At 52.5% G+C, this 17,218-nt stretch carries 12 protein-coding genes and 2 rRNA genes; 5 read left to right on the plus strand and 9 right to left on the minus strand.

The features are described from left to right. Nucleotides 1–113: 113 nt before the first annotated feature. The 3 genes from glnA to glnG all read left to right on the plus strand — a co-directional run bounded on the left by glnA (nucleotide 114) and on the right by glnG (nucleotide 4,130). A complete protein-coding gene (gene glnA, locus AC1UKS_RS22035; protein ID WP_013200072.1) occupies nucleotides 114–1,523 on the plus strand; it encodes a glutamate--ammonia ligase in 1,410 nt (469 codons plus the stop codon). Between the two features lie 140 nt (nucleotides 1,524–1,663). Next, the gene (gene glnL / locus AC1UKS_RS22040; RefSeq protein ID WP_053145234.1) at nucleotides 1,664–2,713 is read left to right on the plus strand and encodes a nitrogen regulation protein NR(II); all 1,050 of its coding nucleotides are present in this window, start codon (nucleotides 1,664–1,666) and stop codon (nucleotides 2,711–2,713) included. A gap of 7 nt (nucleotides 2,714–2,720) precedes the next feature. Then, nucleotides 2,721–4,130 (plus strand): nitrogen regulation protein NR(I), encoded by a 1,410-nt coding sequence (glnG, locus tag AC1UKS_RS22045; RefSeq protein WP_013200070.1) that lies wholly within the window; start codon nucleotides 2,721–2,723, stop codon nucleotides 4,128–4,130. A 72-nt stretch (nucleotides 4,131–4,202) separates the two neighbouring features. Here glnG and hemN read toward each other — a convergent pair whose 3' ends face one another. Both hemN and yihI read right to left on the minus strand, forming a co-directional pair. Continuing rightward, on the minus strand, nucleotides 4,203–5,561 hold the full coding sequence (hemN, locus tag AC1UKS_RS22050) for an oxygen-independent coproporphyrinogen III oxidase (protein WP_482437073.1): 1,359 nt from the start codon (nucleotides 5,559–5,561) through the stop codon (nucleotides 4,203–4,205). A 264-nt stretch (nucleotides 5,562–5,825) separates the two neighbouring features. Next, nucleotides 5,826–6,359: a Der GTPase-activating protein YihI gene (yihI, locus tag AC1UKS_RS22055; protein ID WP_013200068.1), complete on the minus strand. Its 534-nt coding sequence runs from the start codon at nucleotides 6,357–6,359 to the stop codon at nucleotides 5,826–5,828. Between the two features lie 557 nt (nucleotides 6,360–6,916). Here yihI and yihA point away from each other — a divergent pair. Continuing rightward, complete coding sequence (yihA, locus tag AC1UKS_RS22060; RefSeq protein ID WP_013200067.1) at nucleotides 6,917–7,561, plus strand: ribosome biogenesis GTP-binding protein YihA/YsxC; 645 nt, start codon at nucleotides 6,917–6,919, stop codon at nucleotides 7,559–7,561. Between the two features lie 75 nt (nucleotides 7,562–7,636). On the opposite strand, the gene spfP is transcribed toward yihA, so the two are convergent. The 5 genes from spfP to AC1UKS_RS22085 form a co-directional block, all read right to left on the minus strand. Beyond that, entirely contained in the window at nucleotides 7,637–7,684 is a 48-nt protein-coding gene (gene spfP / locus AC1UKS_RS22065; protein ID WP_441316268.1) for a small protein SpfP, read from the minus strand. Between the two features lie 295 nt (nucleotides 7,685–7,979). After that, nucleotides 7,980–10,766, minus strand: coding sequence for a DNA polymerase I (gene polA / locus AC1UKS_RS22070; protein ID WP_482435221.1), 2,787 nt, complete (start codon nucleotides 10,764–10,766; stop codon nucleotides 7,980–7,982). A 421-nt stretch (nucleotides 10,767–11,187) separates the two neighbouring features. Next, a complete protein-coding gene (dsbA, locus tag AC1UKS_RS22075; RefSeq protein WP_482435222.1) occupies nucleotides 11,188–11,817 on the minus strand; it encodes a thiol:disulfide interchange protein DsbA in 630 nt (209 codons plus the stop codon). Nucleotides 11,818–11,870: 53 nt separating this feature from the next. Then, nucleotides 11,871–12,857, minus strand: a complete 987-nt coding sequence (locus tag AC1UKS_RS22080) for a serine/threonine protein kinase (RefSeq protein WP_482435223.1) — start codon at nucleotides 12,855–12,857, stop codon at nucleotides 11,871–11,873. Nucleotides 12,858–12,931: 74 nt separating this feature from the next. After that, nucleotides 12,932–13,201, minus strand: a complete 270-nt coding sequence (locus tag AC1UKS_RS22085) for a YihD family protein (protein WP_482435224.1) — start codon at nucleotides 13,199–13,201, stop codon at nucleotides 12,932–12,934. A 78-nt stretch (nucleotides 13,202–13,279) separates the two neighbouring features. On the opposite strand from AC1UKS_RS22085, the gene mobA reads away from it, so the two are divergent. After that, nucleotides 13,280–13,879: a molybdenum cofactor guanylyltransferase MobA gene (gene mobA / locus AC1UKS_RS22090; protein ID WP_482435225.1), complete on the plus strand. Its 600-nt coding sequence runs from the start codon at nucleotides 13,280–13,282 to the stop codon at nucleotides 13,877–13,879. Nucleotides 13,880–14,082: 203 nt separating this feature from the next. Here mobA and rrf read toward each other — a convergent pair. Beyond that, a 5S ribosomal RNA gene (rrf, locus tag AC1UKS_RS22095) occupies nucleotides 14,083–14,198 on the minus strand. Between the two features lie 107 nt (nucleotides 14,199–14,305). Further along, nucleotides 14,306–17,213 (minus strand): 23S ribosomal RNA (locus AC1UKS_RS22100). Nucleotides 17,214–17,218 lie beyond the last annotated feature (5 nt).

Genomic DNA, 17,218 nt, shown 5'->3' on the forward strand with positions numbered 1-17,218 from the left:
ACGGTTGATAGCGTGTGAGAGATCTTTATTATCGGATGACAATGCGAGATAAGCAAAGTCCACCTTGAGATCGCTAACCACGACGACAATGACAAAATCCAGGAGAGTTAAGTATGTCCGCTGAACACGTTCTGTCGATGATGAACGAGCACGAAGTCAAATTCGTTGACCTGCGTTTTACCGATACAAAAGGTAAAGAACAGCACGTCACCATTCCTGCTCATCAGGTTAACGCTGACTTCTTCGAAGAAGGCAAAATGTTTGACGGTTCCTCTATTGGTGGCTGGAAAGGCATTAACGAATCAGACATGGTTCTGATGCCAGATGCGACCACCGCTGTGCTGGATCCATTCTTCGAAGATCCTACGCTGATCATCCGTTGTGACATTCTCGAGCCAGGCACCATGCAGGGCTACGATCGTGACCCACGCTCCATCGCAAAGCGCGCTGAAGATTTCCTGCGCTCTTCTGGCATTGCAGACACCGTTCTGTTTGGACCAGAGCCAGAGTTCTTCCTGTTCGATGACATCCGTTTCGGCAGCAGCACCTCCGGTTCCCATGTTGCTATCGACGATATCGAAGCTTACTGGAACAGCGGTAAAGCCTACGAAGGCGGCAACAAAGGTCACCGTCCAGGTCTGAAAGGCGGTTACTTCCCGGTTCCACCTGTCGACTCCTCACAGGACATCCGTTCTGCGATGTGTCTGACCATGGAGCAGATGGGCCTGGTTGTAGAAGCTCACCACCACGAAGTGGCAACGGCCGGTCAGAACGAAGTGGCAACCCGCTTCAACACCATGACCAAAAAAGCTGACGAAATTCAGATCTACAAATACGTTGTTCACAACGTGGCGCACGCTTACGGCAAAACAGCGACCTTTATGCCGAAACCTATGTTCGGTGATAACGGTTCGGGTATGCACTGCCATATGTCACTGTCTAAAGACGGTAACAACCTGTTCGCCGGCGACAAATACGGCGGCCTGTCTGAAATGGCCCTGTTCTACATCGGTGGTGTTATCAAACACGCTAAAGCGATCAACGCCCTGGCGAACCCAACCACTAACTCCTACAAGCGTCTGGTCCCAGGCTACGAAGCGCCAGTAATGCTGGCTTACTCTGCCCGTAACCGTTCTGCTTCTATCCGTATCCCAGTGGTTGCCAGCCCGAAAGCACGTCGTATTGAAGCGCGCTTCCCTGATCCAGCGGCTAACCCATACCTGTGCTTCGCTGCACTGCTGATGGCTGGCCTGGACGGCATCATCAACAAGATCCACCCTGGCGATGCAATGGACAAAAACCTGTATGACCTGCCGCCGGAAGAAGAAGCTGAGATCCCTAAAGTGGCAGGTTCACTGGACGAAGCGCTGGCAGCACTGAACGAAGACCGCGAGTTCCTGACCCGTGGTGGTGTGTTCACTGACGACGCTATCGAAGCTTACATCGAACTGCGTAAAGCCGAGATGGACCGCGTTCGTATGACGCCACACCCTGTTGAGTTCGAGCTGTACTACAGCGTTTAACAGGTAAGACCGTTTTTGTTGCCGTGGAAAATTCCAGCCCATCTCCGGATGGGCTTTTTTCACCACGAATTCATCGTCCGGGAAGACGAATTTCGGGTTTAAGGACTATAATGCACTAAAATGGTGCAGGAGAAGGCTGTATGGCAACAGGCACGCTGCCCGATGCTGGGCAGATTCTCAATTCCCTTATTAACAGTATTTTGTTGGTCGACAGCGAACTGGTGGTGCATTACGCCAATCCCGCGGCCCAACAACTGTTAGCGCAAAGCTCCCGCAAGCTATTTGGATTACCGCTGCCGGAACTGATGGGATATTTTTCGTTAAATATCGACGTCATGCTTGAGAGTCTGGATGCAGGTCAGGGTTTTACTGACAGTGAAGTGACTTTAGTGGTCGACAGCCGTGCGCATATTATGTCGCTAACCGCACAGCGTCTGCCTGAAGGCTTAATTCTGCTTGAAATGGCCCCGATGGATAATCAGCGCCGTCTCAGTCAGGAACAAATTCAACATGCTCAGCAGGTCGCCGCCCGGGATTTAGTCCGTGGTCTGGCACATGAAATTAAAAACCCGCTGGGAGGATTGCGTGGCGCAGCACAGCTGCTGGCGAAAGCCCTGCCCGATCCGTCATTAACCGAATATACCAAGGTGATCATTGAACAGGCCGACCGCCTGCGCAATCTGGTTGATCGCCTGCTGGGTCCACAGCAGCCGGGTATGCACGTCACGCAGAGTATCCATCAGGTCGCAGAACGCATCGTGAACCTGGTGTCGATGGAGCTGCCCGATAACGTCACGCTGGTGCGGGATTACGATCCCAGCCTGCCTGAACTGCCGCACGATCCGGATCAGATTGAACAAGTCCTGCTGAACGTAGTACGCAACGCGCTCCAGGCGTTGGGTGAAGAAGGCGGCACGATTACACTTCGTACCCGCACGGCGTTTCAGTTAACGCTGCACGGCGTACGCTATCGCCTGGTGGCCCGCATCGATGTTGAAGATGATGGCCCAGGCATTCCGGCACAACTGCAGGATACGCTGTTTTATCCGATGGTGAGCGGGCGTGAAGGTGGCACAGGTTTAGGCCTGTCGATTGCCCGAAGCCTGATCGATCAGCATTCAGGAAAAATAGAATTTAGCAGTTGGCCTGGTCACACTGAATTTTCGGTATTTCTGCCTATTCGCCAGTGAGGTTTCTATGCAACGAGGGATAGTTTGGATCGTCGATGACGATAGCTCCATCCGCTGGGTGCTTGAACGCGCGCTCACTGGAGCCGGTTTGAACTGCGCCACGTTTGACAGCGCTAATGAGGTGCTGGACGCCCTTGCCAGTAAAACCCCAGACGTTTTACTTTCCGATATTCGCATGCCCGGCATGGATGGTCTGGCGCTGCTGAAACAAATTAAGCAGCGTCATCCGATGCTTCCGGTCATCATAATGACGGCCCACTCCGATCTGGATGCGGCGGTCAGCGCGTATCAACAGGGTGCGTTTGATTATCTGCCAAAACCGTTTGATATCGATGAAGCCGTTGCACTGGTAGAACGGGCGATCAGCCATTACCAGGAGCAGCAGCAGCCCCGCAATCAACCGGTTAGCGGGCCAACTACCGACATCATTGGCGAAGCGCCCGCGATGCAGGATGTTTTCCGCATTATTGGACGCCTTTCCCGTTCGTCGATCAGCGTATTGATCAACGGCGAGTCCGGTACCGGTAAAGAGCTGGTCGCCCATGCTCTGCACCGCCACAGCCCGCGGGCAAAAGCGCCGTTTATCGCGCTAAACATGGCGGCGATCCCGAAAGACCTGATTGAGTCGGAACTGTTTGGCCATGAGAAAGGCGCATTTACCGGCGCTAATCAAATCCGTCAGGGCCGTTTTGAGCAGGCCGACGGCGGCACGCTGTTCCTGGATGAAATTGGCGATATGCCGATGGATGTGCAGACCCGCTTGCTGCGTGTATTGGCTGATGGTCAGTTCTATCGCGTTGGTGGCTATGCACCGGTGAAAGTGGATGTGCGCATTATTGCGGCAACCCACCAGAACCTGGAGCTGCGGGTACAGGAAGGCAAATTCCGTGAGGATCTGTTCCACCGCCTGAACGTCATTCGTGTGCACCTGCCGCCATTGCGCGAACGTCGCGAAGATATTCCGCGCCTGGCACGCTATTTCCTGCAGGTAGCGGCACGTGAACTCGGTGTTGAAGCGAAGATCCTGCACCCTGAAACCGAAACAGCCCTCACCCGGCTTCACTGGTCTGGTAACGTTCGTCAGCTTGAGAACACCTGCCGCTGGCTGACCGTTATGGCGGCCGGACAGGAAGTGTTGATTCAGGATCTGCCGTCCGAGCTGTTTGAGACTTCAACGCCTGAAAATCCGGTGCAGTCGCTGCCGGACAGCTGGGCAACGTTGTTGGCACAATGGGCCGATCGCGCGCTGCGTTCCGGTCATCAAAACCTGCTGTCAGAAGCGCAACCCGAAATGGAGCGCACGCTGCTGACCACCGCACTGCGTCATACGCAGGGGCACAAGCAGGAAGCCGCACGTTTGCTGGGATGGGGACGAAATACCCTGACCCGTAAGCTGAAAGAGTTGGGAATGGAGTAGCGGATAACGCGAGTCTGTTACCCAAAAAAAAGGCCGGAACGGTGTTTGTCCGGCCTTTTTGTTTTCTGGCAATCAGATCACCCGTGAGAATTGCTGCATACGCGCCTTCTGACGCAGGTAGACGTCAAAGCACATACAGACATTCCTCACCAGCAAACGTCCCTTAGCCGTCACCTGAAGGCCCTTCTCGTGGCATTCCACCAGCCCGTCCCTGATGAACGGCGCCAACAGCGCCAGATCTTCGGCAAAATAGTCGCTAAAGGTCCGTTCACCGCTCTCAAAGTCAGCAAAATTGAGCGCGAAATTGCACATCAGCGTTTTAATCACATCCCGACGCAGGCAATCATCAGCCGACAGCGCCAAACCCCGCCATAACGCCGTGTGATTTTCAGCCACGGCGGCATACCAGGATTTCAGCTCTTTTTCATTTTGCGCGTACGTGTCACCAAGCATGCTGATGGCTGAAACGCCCATGCCGAGTAAATCACTGTCGCCCTGCGTGGTGTAGCCCTGGAAATTACGGTGCAATTTCCCTTCCCGCTGCGCGACTGCCAACTCATCGTCAGGGCGGGCAAAGTGGTCCATGCCAATAAACTGGTAGCCCGCGCCGGTCAGCATAGCGATCGACTGCTGCAGGATATCCATTTTTTGCTGAGCAGTTGGCAAATCAGCCTCTTTGATTTTGCGCTGTGCGGCAAACAAGGCCGGCATGTGCGCGTAGTTAAACACGCTAAGCCGATCGGGATTCAACGCGATGACTTTCTGCAGGGTGAAGGCAAAACTCTCTGGCGTCTGTGCCGGTAGGCCGTAGATCAGGTCCAGACTGACGGAAGCAAAGCCAACCTGACGGGCACGCGCGATAAGATCGACGATCACCTGTTCATCCTGAACCCGGTTCACCTTCTCCTGCACCGTTTTGTTGAAGTCCTGCACGCCCATGCTCAGGCGGTTGAAGCCTGCCGCATGCAGATGGTCCAACACATCCAGTTCGATTTCTCGCGGGTCGACCTCAATCGACAGCTCGGCGTCTTCACTGAAGGTAAAAGCCTGCCGAAGCAGGGTGATCAGACGGGTTATCTGCTGCTTATTTAAGTACGTTGGTGTGCCACCGCCCCAATGCATCTGGCTGACGGTGCGGCCACGAAATAATTTGCCGCGAGACTGGATTTCGCTAGCCAGCGCATCCAGATAGGCATCCGCCTTGTGCTGCTGACGCGTGACCAGCTTGTTGCAGCCGCAGAAATAACACAGGCGATGGCAGAACGGGATGTGAACATACAGGGACAGAGGACGATCGGGATAGCGCTGCGCTGCCTGCTGAAAAGCCGCTTCGTTGTACTGCTCGGTAAATTCCAGCGCGGTGGGATAGGAGGTATAACGGGGACCGGAGATATTGTAGGTCTGGATCAGGCGTTGATCCCATTCAATCATCTGCGTCACGGTATTCACTCCTGCGTTGGCGTCTGGATGCCGACCGTCGGGTGAAAGGGGTGTGCCTGGCAGACTGGCGGACGGTCGCTCGGTGCAGTCGGGTTTTCAACCGCGAAAGACGACGTAGTTTAACGAATAACCCGCCAAGGCTGCAGAGCATAATCAGCACGAAAATTGATCCAGGCCAATTCATTCGCAGAGAAACCTTTTAAAAGGGCAGCGCAATACTGCGCCACCTCAATTTTACCCAATAACGCAGAAAGGTTACTGGCCGCCTTTCAGCAAGCGGTACATATCTTCTTCCGCCTGCTCATCTTCCGCACCGTCGTCCAGCGCGATGCCAAGCTCTTCCATCAGCACGTCGATACGGTCAAGCGTCTGGTCCAGCCAGGCCTGATCTTCTGCTGACAGCGTCTCGCCTTTTTCCAGGCGATCCAGCAGGGTGTCCAGACGTTCGTCATTCTCCAGCTTCGCCAGCTCTTCTTCCGGCGACAGAAGGACTTTTTTCTCTTCTACAGGTTTAGCGACTTTAGCCACTTTCTTCGCGGGCTGAGCGTCTGCAGTCACCGGACCCAGGGCAATGGGCTTTTTGCTGCCAATGCGCGGATCTTTGCTGACGGCGCTTTCGCCGCTCTTCTTGTTAACGGTGACCGGATTAGCACGGCTGCCGGAGGCATTGCCGCGATGCTTCTTGTCGCGTTTACGATCGCGCGCTTCCGCGTTGGATTCATCACGCGTTTTACGCTGGGTTTTTGCTGCCGGTTTCTTATCCTGTGGCGCGCGTGCGGGTTGCTTCATGTTTTCTGCTCTCAGACGATTTATATTCAGTATAGAATTGCGGCGGAATCTAGCAGAAAGCAGACAAAGAAAAAAGGCGCCAGGTCACCCTGTCGCCTTTTTTCGCACCTTCCGCAGAAGGACTGACTAGGTCAGCATCCTTTTGAGCAGCCAACATCCCGGTTTTCCTTTGCCTGGGAGTCCCGTCCTGGACTCGCTCCTTTCCATGTAGTGTTGAAAATCCCAACACGCTCCTTCCCTGCTCCACACCGTCCTGGCGCCCATGAGCACATCATCCTGAAGAGAACCGTCCGGGTTCTGCCAATTACTTTAGACTAAATGGTCAAACTGACAAGGGAGGTGCCACAACAAAATTCTTTTCGGAAAGCCATAAATTGATATAACAGACTGTTATTAAATGTTTTATCAGTTTTATTTAGCGTAAAAAAGAGGAAACTTCTGGCAAATCTAATAGCCAATCTCCTACAAAATCCCGGCCGTAAAAAGGTCGGTTGGGCGCTTTCATTCTATACAGGGTATACTCTGCGCAATTGACCTTATTATCTGGAGTTTTTATTTTGTCTGGCTGGAATTATCACGTTACCCATTTTGTCACCAGTGCCCCTGACATTCGTCACCTTCCAGCCGATACCGGACTTGAAGTGGCTTTTGCCGGTCGTTCCAACGCGGGCAAATCCAGCGCACTGAATACGCTGACCAATCAAAAAAGCCTGGCGCGTACCAGTAAAACCCCAGGCCGTACTCAGCTAATCAACCTTTTCCAGGTTGCTGAAGGCTATCGTCTGGTCGACTTACCGGGCTATGGTTATGCAGAAGTGCCGGAAGAGATGAAGCTGAAGTGGCAGAGAGCGCTGGCAGAATATCTGCGCGATCGCCAGTGCCTGAAAGGCCTGGTGGTGCTGATGGATATCCGCCATCCGCTGAAGGACCTGGATCAGCAGATGATCCTGTGGGCAGTGCAGAGCGGCATTCAGGTGCTGGTGCTGTTGACCAAGGCCGACAAACTGGCTTCTGGCGCACGCAAAGCGCAGCTGAATGCGGTGCGTGAAACCGCCAAAGGGTTCATTGGGGATGTCCGGGTAGAGATGTTCTCTTCACTGAAGAAAATTGGCGTTGATAAACTGAGCGATCAGTTAAATACGTGGTTTAGCGAGCTTCCGCCAGCAGTAGAGGACGAGGAACAAGAAGCGCCTGCAGAGTAAGCTTTTCTCGCCCTGGGGCCAGATAGCGCCCAATAAAAAACGCCCCAGTCATAACGACTGGGGCGGCTAAAATATTCAGCCAAATCCGATTACGTGAAGTAAAAGGTTTGAAAGATAGAACATCTTACCTCTGTACCCTACAACTGAAACTCTACAGGATTTTTTCGGCCCTCAAAAGGGTTTTTTGTAGTTAATTTTCAGAAAACACCGGGTGTTATCCAACTCAGGTCACAGAAACCGCCCTTGCCTGTAGCTTAATTACAAAAAAAATGCTTCCAGGATAACTGGTTAGGTGAAATTCTGAACGGCGGTTGGCCCGGAAGTTCAGGCGTACAGCGGAACTAAAGCATTTTCTTATGGGTAAAAAATGAGACTGAATTTGCTATAAAATCAGTCTCATCCGTGGTCAGCCGGGAAATTAGTGCGCCTGTTCCCAGTTATCGCCAACGCCGACATCCACCTGTAGAGGAACGTCGAGTTTCATGCTGTTTTCCATCAGATAGCGAATTTTCGCCGTGGCCGCCTCCACTTCAGAAGCTTTCACTTCAAAGACCAGTTCATCGTGTACCTGCATGATCATTTTCACGTCCGGCGCTGACTGTGGCGTTAACCAACCATCGACCGCAATCATCGCCTTTTTGATAATGTCAGCCGCAGTGCCCTGCATTGGCGCATTGATTGCCGCGCGTTCGGCCGCCTTACGGCGCATTGCATTGCTGGCATTGATATCCGGCAAATAGAGACGTCGGCCATCCAGCGTGGAGACATAGCCTTTTTCAGCGGCCTGCTGGCGGGTGCTTTCCATATACTCTAACACGCCCGGATAGCGTTCAAAGTACAGATCCATATACTTCTTCGCTTCACCTGCACCAATATTAAGCTGACGGGAGAGGCCGAAGGCGCTCATACCATATATCAGGCCAAAGTTGATCGCTTTCGCGCTGCGGCGCTGTTCGCCGGTGACTTTATCCAGCGTCATGCCAAAAACTTCGGCAGCCGTCGCACGGTGAATATCCTTGCCTTCAGCAAAGGCGCTTAATAAACCCTTATCCTGTGACAGGTGAGCCATGATGCGCAGCTCAATCTGAGAATAGTCAGCGGCGACAATTTTATGGCCTTTGGAAGCAATGAAAGCCTGACGAATACGGCGACCTTCTTCGTTCCTCACCGGAATGTTCTGCAGGTTTGGATCGGTTGAAGAGAGTCGGCCGGTGGCCGTGACTGCCTGATGATAAGACGTGTGCACGCGTCCGGTGATCGGGTTAATCATCAACGGCAGTTTGTCGGTGTAGGTAGACTTCAGCTTGGCTAAGCCACGGTTCTCCAGGATCACCTTCGGCAAAGGATAATCCAGCGCCAGCTCAGCAAGGACTTCCTCACTGGTAGACGGCGCGCCGCCAGGCGTTTTCTTGGTTGGTTTGATGCCCTGCTTCTCAAAGAGAATGGTCTGCAGCTGCTTTGGCGAAGAGAGGTTAAACGGCTCACCCGCCAGTTCATGGGCTTTTTGCTCAAGCTCTGCCAGACGAATGGTCAGCTCTTTCGAATGGGCGGCCAGAATCCCCTGGTCAATTAACACGCCGTTACGCTCAATGCGCGAGATCACCGTCAGCAGCGGCATTTCAATGTTTTCGAACACCTGCTTCGGCCCCTGCTCTTTCTCCAGTTCTGGCCACATCTTCAGGTGGAGCTGAAGCGTTACGTCGGCATCTTCGGCAGCATAATGCGCGGCCTGTTCCAGATCGATCTGGTTAAAGGTCAGCTGCTTTTTGCCTTTGCCGGCAATCTCTTCAAAGGAGACCGTTTTATGGTTCAGCCAGCGTGATGAGAGCGTATCCATATCATGACGGCTCCCCACGCTGCTCAGCGCGTACGACTCCAGCATGGTGTCGAACTTGATGCCCTGTAATTCGATGTCGTAGTTCTTCAGCACGCCGCGATCGTATTTCAGGTTCTGACCGACCTTCAGCAACGTCGGATCTTCCAGCAGCGGCTTGAGGCGCTCCAGCACGGTGTTGCGATCCAGCTGAGCTGGCGCATCCAGATAATCATGCGCCACGGGAAGATAAGCGGCTTTGCCCGGCTCAATGGCGAAGGAAATCCCCACGATATTGGCGCTCAGCGTATCCAGCGAGTCGGTTTCCAGATCGAACGCAAACAGTGAACTGTTCTTGAGTTGCTTCAGCCAGCTTTCGAAGGTCTCTTCATCCAGAATAGTGACATAGCCTTCGGCAGAGAGCGTACTGGTGGTTTCGACCTGTTCTTCAACCTGTTCAACCAGCGCTTTCTGCGCGGCAGGATTACTCTTTTTATCCTGTAACCACTTTCCTTCTTCCAGGTCGGTGATCCAACGTTTGAACTCATATTCGCGGAACATGCCCAGTAACTCTTCCACCGCCGGCTCATTCACCGTCAGCTGTTCACTGGTCAGATCTAATTCCACATCCGTTTTAATAGTCGCCAGCTGGTAAGAGAGTAGCGCCATCTCTTTATTTTGCTCCAGCTTGGCGGCCATGGTTTTTGCCCCACGGAACGTCAGGTCAGCGACTTTATCCAGGTTGGCATAGATATCTTTAATTCCGCCCAGCCCCTGCAGCAGCGCCTGAGCCGTTTTCTCGCCCACGCCCGGTACGCCGGGAATGTTATCGGATGCGTCGCCCATCAGCGCGAGGAAATCGATGATTAATTCAGGTGGAATGCCATATTTCTCCACCACTTCGTCAGGGCCGAGGATCGCGTTGTTCATGGTGTTGATAAGGGTGATATCTGGCGTTACCAGCTGCGCCATATCTTTATCACCCGTGCTGATTAATACCGGCTTGCCTTTTTTTCCGGCTTCCAGCGCCAGCGTACCGATGACGTCATCGGCTTCCACGCCACTGACGGCCAGTAGAGGCAAGCCCATCGCTCTGACCATATTATGCAAGGGCTCGATCTGCGCTCGCAGGTCGTCCGGCATCGGTGGGCGGTGGGATTTATAGGCTTCAAAAAGCTCATCGCGGAAGGTTTTGCCTTTGGCATCAAAAACCACGGCCACATGGCTGGGCTTATATTGCAGCAGCAGGCTGCGCAACATATTCAGTACACCGTACATCGCGCCGGTAGGTTTTCCTGCGCTGTTGGTCAGCGGAGGGAACGCGTGGTATGCGCGATAGAGGTAAGAAGAGCCATCTACCAGAATTAGCGGGTTTTCTGCAATTTGTGCCATAAGTCGTCACGTTCTTCGTTGGTTTTTTCAATGCGGTAAGGATGCCACAGCTAAGGACGAAAGTTGAAATAACCTGACGGATAAACTTCATTTGGCTGTTGATTTTGCGGGAGGTGACGCAGGAATAAGCTGTGGATAAGTTTGTGCGTAAAAATGATCCCGGTTTTTCATACGTAGAATAAAATGCCGACATAAAAACAAAAAAAACCTGTTTTCAATAAGTTAAATTCATTCGCCAGGAATAACTTCAGGTTTCACGGAATGAATTATATGTGGATATTAATTATTGCCTTTGCCGATCGCACAGGATCTCTGTCTTTTAATCAGGATCTTCTCAGCATGTTTATTCCGTGGAGAAATCAGATCCGGCAGTTGAAAACAACAACGCCGGCATTACGCCGGCGTTGCAGACTAACTTGAATTACTTCTGCGTTAGCAGGAATTTCACTACGTTCGCATATTGCTGAACGTAGTTATCCATTGAGCTGGTATCCAGTCCGCCGTTGTTAACCATATATTTGCCGTTAACAAACATTGCCGGAACGCCCTGCAGCTGTACGTCAGCTGCCGCTTTTTCCTGCTGAGCGACCAGAGATTTCACCACAAAGCTGTTCCAGGCACCGTCATAGGCTTCCGGCGTAATGCCTGCTGCTTTTACAAAGACATCTTTCAGACTCGCCGGATCGGTGATGGTCTGGGTTTTCTGAATGCCATCAAAGATTGGCGCAGTCACTTTATCTTCCACGCCCAGAGCCATCGCAACAGCCCAGGCCTGCGTAACGGTTTTACCCATATCGCCACCCAGGAATTCGACATGATACTTCGTCACTTTGGTGTCAGCAGGCAGGGCTTTCTTCACTGCATCGCTAACATGCCAAACTTGCTCAAACTCATAGCAGTGAGGGCAGTAGAAAGAGAAGAACTCAAGAACATGAGGCTCGCCAGCGACGGGTTTTTGCATCGTCACGTATTGCTGGCCATCCGTAAACTGGGCCGCTGATGCACTGAAGGCCAAAACCAGACCAACCAGCGCAAACCAAATCTTTTTCATCGTGAAACTCTCTCCTAACAGCAAAAGGGGCAAACCGGAAAAGACGGTCAGCCTTAGAATGCGGGCGTCAGCTGTAGCGGGGGCTCCTGCAACAACCTTGCCTGCGCGTTAAATTGTGAAATCTGCCTGCGCCAGAAATCTTCATCCGTCATCCATGGAAAACTTGCAGGAAATGCAGGGTCTTGCCAGCGGCGAACAACCCACGCCAGATAATAAACCATCCGCATAGCGCGTAAAGGTTCAATAAGTGACAATTCGTGTGTATCGAACTCGCAGAATTCACTGTAAGCCTCTAACATAATATCCCATTGCAGGCGCTGTTCCTGTTGATCGCCGTTAATTAACATCCATAAATCCTGCACGGCAGGGCCATTGCGGGCGTCATCGAGGTCGACAAAAAACGGGCCATCACGCCACAAAATATTGCCGGGATGGCAATCACCATGCAGGCGTAAAGGCTGCCACTGAGTATGCCAGTATTTTTGTAAAGTTGTGCCTATCAGCCGCACGCTGGCCAATAAGGACTCCTTCAACTTACGGGGGATTAACGTACTGGCTTCAAAGACCTGAATCGGTTCGTTGATGTATTCTTCCAGCCCTATCGTAGGACGAACATCAAAGGTGCTTTTACGGCCCGTCTGATGGATGCGACCAAGAAATCGCCCTACCCACTCCAGATGGTCATAATTATCCGTTTCATACTGACGACCACCCAGGCTTGGGAAAACGGTATACAGGTAACCATTATGCTGATGGAGGGTTTTTCCCTGCAATAGCAGCGGTGCCGCGACAGGGACCTCGTCAGCAAACAATTCTGCAGTGAACTGATGTTCTTCCAGTATCTGCTGCTGTGACCAGCGTTGTGGGCGATAAAATTTCACCACATAGCGTTTTTTGTCTTCATCTGAGAATTGATAGACCCGGTTTTCATAGCTGTTCAGGGCAGTAAGCCCTGATTCCACACGGATCCCAGTCTCCCAGAGCGCATCAAGGATGGTATCGGGATCGAGATGTTGAAAGTTAAACGCGGGTGCTTTCATCCGGCATGCTCATGACGTGAATTAGCCGTTAAGAATACCATTAAACGCTGCAGGCAACGGGAGACTACGGGGAATTAATCTTTTATGACCCCTCTGGCACGCAGCAGTGCGGTCTTAAAATCCTCTTCATAATCTTTTTTCAGACCAGGGATCTGCTCATCTTTTTCCATGCCGCGCATTTTGAGGTGATAGATCAGAATATCGTCTGTCAGATCGCCTATCGGGCCGCTAAAACCTGACTCAGACGCCAGTTTCTGCAAAAATTGCATCAGATTAAGGTCAGGTTCTTTCTGCCATTCAGGCTGAAGAAGAGAAATCAGTTCATTAAGACGGTGGCATTTCATGACAGGGTTCCTTAAGGTCGACAGAGGACGCCAGGTTACCAGCTTTAATCCCACATGAAAAGAGGGGTATTGTGGCGCATGACTCAACCAGTGAAGTATAGAGTAGAGGATGTCAGCGGTGTGATTCTGGCCGGAGGAAGGGGTTCCAGAATGCAGGGCGAAGATAAAGGGTTGGTGATGCTTAATGGCAAACCGCTGTATCAGCACGTGCTGGCGATCCTGCAGCCGCAGGTTGCGGAGGTCTGCATCAGTGCCAATCGTCATCATCCGCGCTATCAGGAAAGTGGTTGCGAGGTTTTTGCCGATACCTTTACCGGGTTTGCGGGTCCGTTGGCAGGGATGTTAGCGGCCTTACAGCGAATCAACACCGATTGGGCCGTTTTTGCCTCCTGCGATACGCCCTTTCTACCAACAAATCTGGTCAGTCAGCTTTGGCTGGGGAAAAATGCTGAGGCTAAAACCGCTTGGGTACGCAGTGGTGAGCGAGATCATCCCACCCTGGCTTTGATTCACCGAAGTCTGGCACCTCAGCTTGAAGAGTATCTGCAGCGTGGTGACCGCAAGCTGATGGTTTTTTTAAATGAAGTAGGCGGTTCAGCGGTTAATTTCGACAACGAGCAGGATTTCATGAATCTTAATACGCCCGAGGATCTGGCTTTATTTCAGGTTAAACGCTGAAGTTAGCCCGATATTATGGCATCGTGCGTCAGCACGACGTCTTTTTTGTCTGGTTTTGGGGTGGTTTGGGATTTGAGTGGCCGGCTCTGGCCGTTAGCAGGCGGGTACGTAGGCGTCCGGAAACCGTTCTGAGGCGGGTTTTGCCTTATTACGCATACAAAAAAGCCCCATGCTTTCGCATGAGGCTTGTCTGCTTAATTGATGCCTGGCAGTTCCCTACTCTCGCATGGGGAGACCCCACACTACCATCGGCGCTACGGCGTTTCACTTCTGAGTTCGGCATGGGGTCAGGTGGGACCACCGCGCTAAAGCCGCCAGGCAAATTCTGTTATTCACGCCGCCGCACGGCCGCGCAAATTTATCCGGTTCAAGCTGAAAATATCTGTTTGTGTCTCTCAGACACCACCAGAACGCTTCTGGTGTTGTAAGGTTAAGCCTCACGGGTCATTAGTACCGGTTAGCTCAACGCATCGCTGCGCTTACACACCCGGCCTATCAACGTCGTAGTCTTCAACGTCCCTTCAGGGGCCTTAAAGGCCCAGGGAAGATTCATCTCGAGGCAAGTTTCGCGCTTAGATGCTTTCAGCGCTTATCTTTTCCGCACTTAGCTACCGGGCAATGCCATTGGCATGACAACCCGAACACCAGTGGTGCGTTCACTCCGGTCCTCTCGTACTAGGAGCAACCCCTCTCAATCTTCCAGCGCCCACGGCAGATAGGGACCGAACTGTCTCACGACGTTCTAAACCCAGCTCGCGTACCACTTTAAACGGCGAACAGCCGTACCCTTGGGACCTACTTCAGCCCCAGGATGTGATGAGCCGACATCGAGGTGCCAAACACCGCCGTCGATATGAACTCTTGGGCGGTATCAGCCTGTTATCCCCGGAGTACCTTTTATCCGTTGAGCGATGGCCCTTCCATTCAGAACCACCGGATCACTATGACCTGCTTTCGCACCTGCTCGAGCCGTCACTCTCGCAGTCAAGCTAGCTTATGCCATTGCACTAACCTCACGATGTCCGACCGTGATTAGCTAACCTTCGTGCTCCTCCGTTACTCTTTAGGAGGAGACCGCCCCAGTCAAACTACCCACCAGACACTGTCCCCACGCCGGATTACGGCGCCAGGTTAGAACATCAAACGTTAAAGGGTGGTATTTCAAGGTTGGCTCCACGCAGACTGGCGTCCACGCTTCAAAGCCTCCCACCTATCCTACACATCAAGGTTCAATATTCAGTGTCAAGCTATAGTAAAGGTTCACGGGGTCTTTCCGTCTTGCCGCGGGTACACTGCATCTTCACAGCGAGTTCAATTTCACTGAGTCTCGGGTGGAGACAGCCTGGCCATCATTACGCCATTCGTGCAGGTCGGAACTTACCCGACAAGGAATTTCGCTACCTTAGGACCGTTATAGTTACGGCCGCCGTTTACCGGGGCTTCGATCAAGAGCTTCTCCTTGCGGATAACCCCATCAATTAACCTTCCGGCACCGGGCAGGCGTCACACCGTATACGTCCACTTTCGTGTTTGCACAGTGCTGTGTTTTTAATAAACAGTTGCAGCCAGCTGGTATCTTCGACTGGCTTCAGCTCCGGGAGCAAGTCCCTTCACCTACGCGCCAGCGTGCCTTCTCCCGAAGTTACGGCACCATTTTGCCTAGTTCCTTCACCCGAGTTCTCTCAAGCGCCTTGGTATTCTCTACCTGACCACCTGTGTCGGTTTGGGGTACGATTCCGTGTTACCTGATGCTTAGAGGCTTTTCCTGGAAGCAGGGCATTTGTTACTTCAGCACCGTAGTGCCTCGTCATCACACCTCAGCGTTAAAAAGAGTCCGGATTTACCTAAACTCTCCGCCTACATGCTTAAACCGGGACAACCGTCGCCCGGCTAACATAGCCTTCTCCGTCCCCCCTTCGCAGTAACACCGAGTACAGGAATATTAACCTGTTTCCCATCGACTACGCCTTTCGGCCTCGCCTTAGGGGTCGACTCACCCTGCCCCGATTAACGTTGGACAGGAACCCTTGGTCTTCCGGCGAGCGGGCTTTTCACCCGCTTTATCGTTACTTATGTCAGCATTCGCACTTCTGATACCTCCAGCAGACCTCACAGTCCACCTTCGACGGCTTACAGAACGCTCCCCTACCCAACAACGCCTAAGCGTCGCTGCCGCAGCTTCGGTGCATGGTTTAGCCCCGTTACATCTTCCGCGCAGGCCGACTCGACCAGTGAGCTATTACGCTTTCTTTAAATGATGGCTGCTTCTAAGCCAACATCCTGGCTGTCTGTGCCTTCCCACATCGTTTCCCACTTAACCATGACTTTGGGACCTTAGCTGGCGGTCTGGGTTGTTTCCCTCTTCACGACGGACGTTAGCACCCGCCGTGTGTCTCCCGTGATAACATTCTTCGGTATTCGCAGTTTGCATCGGGTTGGTAAGCCGGGATGGCCCCCTAGCCGAAACAGTGCTCTACCCCCGAAGATGAGTTCACGAGGCGCTACCTAAATAGCTTTCGGGGAGAACCAGCTATCTCCCGGTTTGATTGGCCTTTCACCCCCAGCCACAAGTCATCCGCTAATTTTTCAACATTAGTCGGTTCGGTCCTCCAGTTAGTGTTACCCAACCTTCAACCTGCCCATGGCTAGATCACCGGGTTTCGGGTCTATACCCTGCAACTTAACGCCCAGTTAAGACTCGGTTTCCCTTCGGCTCCCCTATACGGTTAACCTTGCTACAGAATATAAGTCGCTGACCCATTATACAAAAGGTACGCAGTCACACCACGAAGGTGCTCCCACTGCTTGTACGTACACGGTTTCAGGTTCTGTTTCACTCCCCTCGCCGGGGTTCTTTTCGCCTTTCCCTCACGGTACTGGTTCACTATCGGTCAGTCAGGAGTATTTAGCCTTGGAGGATGGTCCCCCCATATTCAGACAGGATGTCACGTGTCCCGCCCTACTCATCGAACTCACAGCAAGTGCATTTTTGTGTACGGGAGTATCACCCTGTACCCTGCGACTTTCCAGACGCTTCCACTAATGCACAAGCTGATTCAGGTTCTGGGCTGTTCCCCGTTCGCTCGCCGCTACTGGGGGAATCTCGGTTGATTTCTTTTCCTCTGGGTACTTAGATGTTTCAGTTCCCCAGGTTCGCCTTGCAACACTATGTATTCATGTTGCAATGATGCACCAAGGTGCACCGGGTTTCCCCATTCGGGTATCGTCGGTTATTGCGGTTCATATCACCTTACCGACGCTTATCGCAGATTAGCACGCCCTTCATCGCCTCTGACTGCCTAGGCATCCACCGTGTACGCTTAGTCACTTAACCTCACA

Source organism: Erwinia sp. AK-PDG3-5 (genome assembly GCF_056821705.1).

Excerpts from the sequence above, each read along its gene's own strand:
- AC1UKS_RS22080 (WP_482435223.1), bottom strand. The coding sequence starts at position 12,857 with ATGAAAGCACCCGCGTTTAACTTTCAACATCTCGATCCCGATACCATC.
- yihI (WP_013200068.1), bottom strand. The coding sequence starts at position 6,359 with ATGAAGCAACCCGCACGCGCGCCACAGGATAAGAAACCGGCAGCAAAA.
- mobA (WP_482435225.1), top strand. The coding sequence starts at position 13,280 with ATGACTCAACCAGTGAAGTATAGAGTAGAGGATGTCAGCGGTGTGATT.
- hemN (WP_482437073.1), bottom strand. The coding sequence starts at position 5,561 with ATGATTGAATGGGATCAACGCCTGATCCAGACCTACAATATCTCCGGT.
- glnG (WP_013200070.1), top strand. The coding sequence starts at position 2,721 with ATGCAACGAGGGATAGTTTGGATCGTCGATGACGATAGCTCCATCCGC.
- dsbA (WP_482435222.1), bottom strand. The coding sequence starts at position 11,817 with ATGAAAAAGATTTGGTTTGCGCTGGTTGGTCTGGTTTTGGCCTTCAGT.
- glnL (WP_053145234.1), top strand. The coding sequence starts at position 1,664 with ATGGCAACAGGCACGCTGCCCGATGCTGGGCAGATTCTCAATTCCCTT.
- polA (WP_482435221.1), bottom strand. The coding sequence starts at position 10,766 with ATGGCACAAATTGCAGAAAACCCGCTAATTCTGGTAGATGGCTCTTCT.
- glnA (WP_013200072.1), top strand. The coding sequence starts at position 114 with ATGTCCGCTGAACACGTTCTGTCGATGATGAACGAGCACGAAGTCAAA.
- AC1UKS_RS22085 (WP_482435224.1), bottom strand. The coding sequence starts at position 13,201 with ATGAAATGCCACCGTCTTAATGAACTGATTTCTCTTCTTCAGCCTGAA.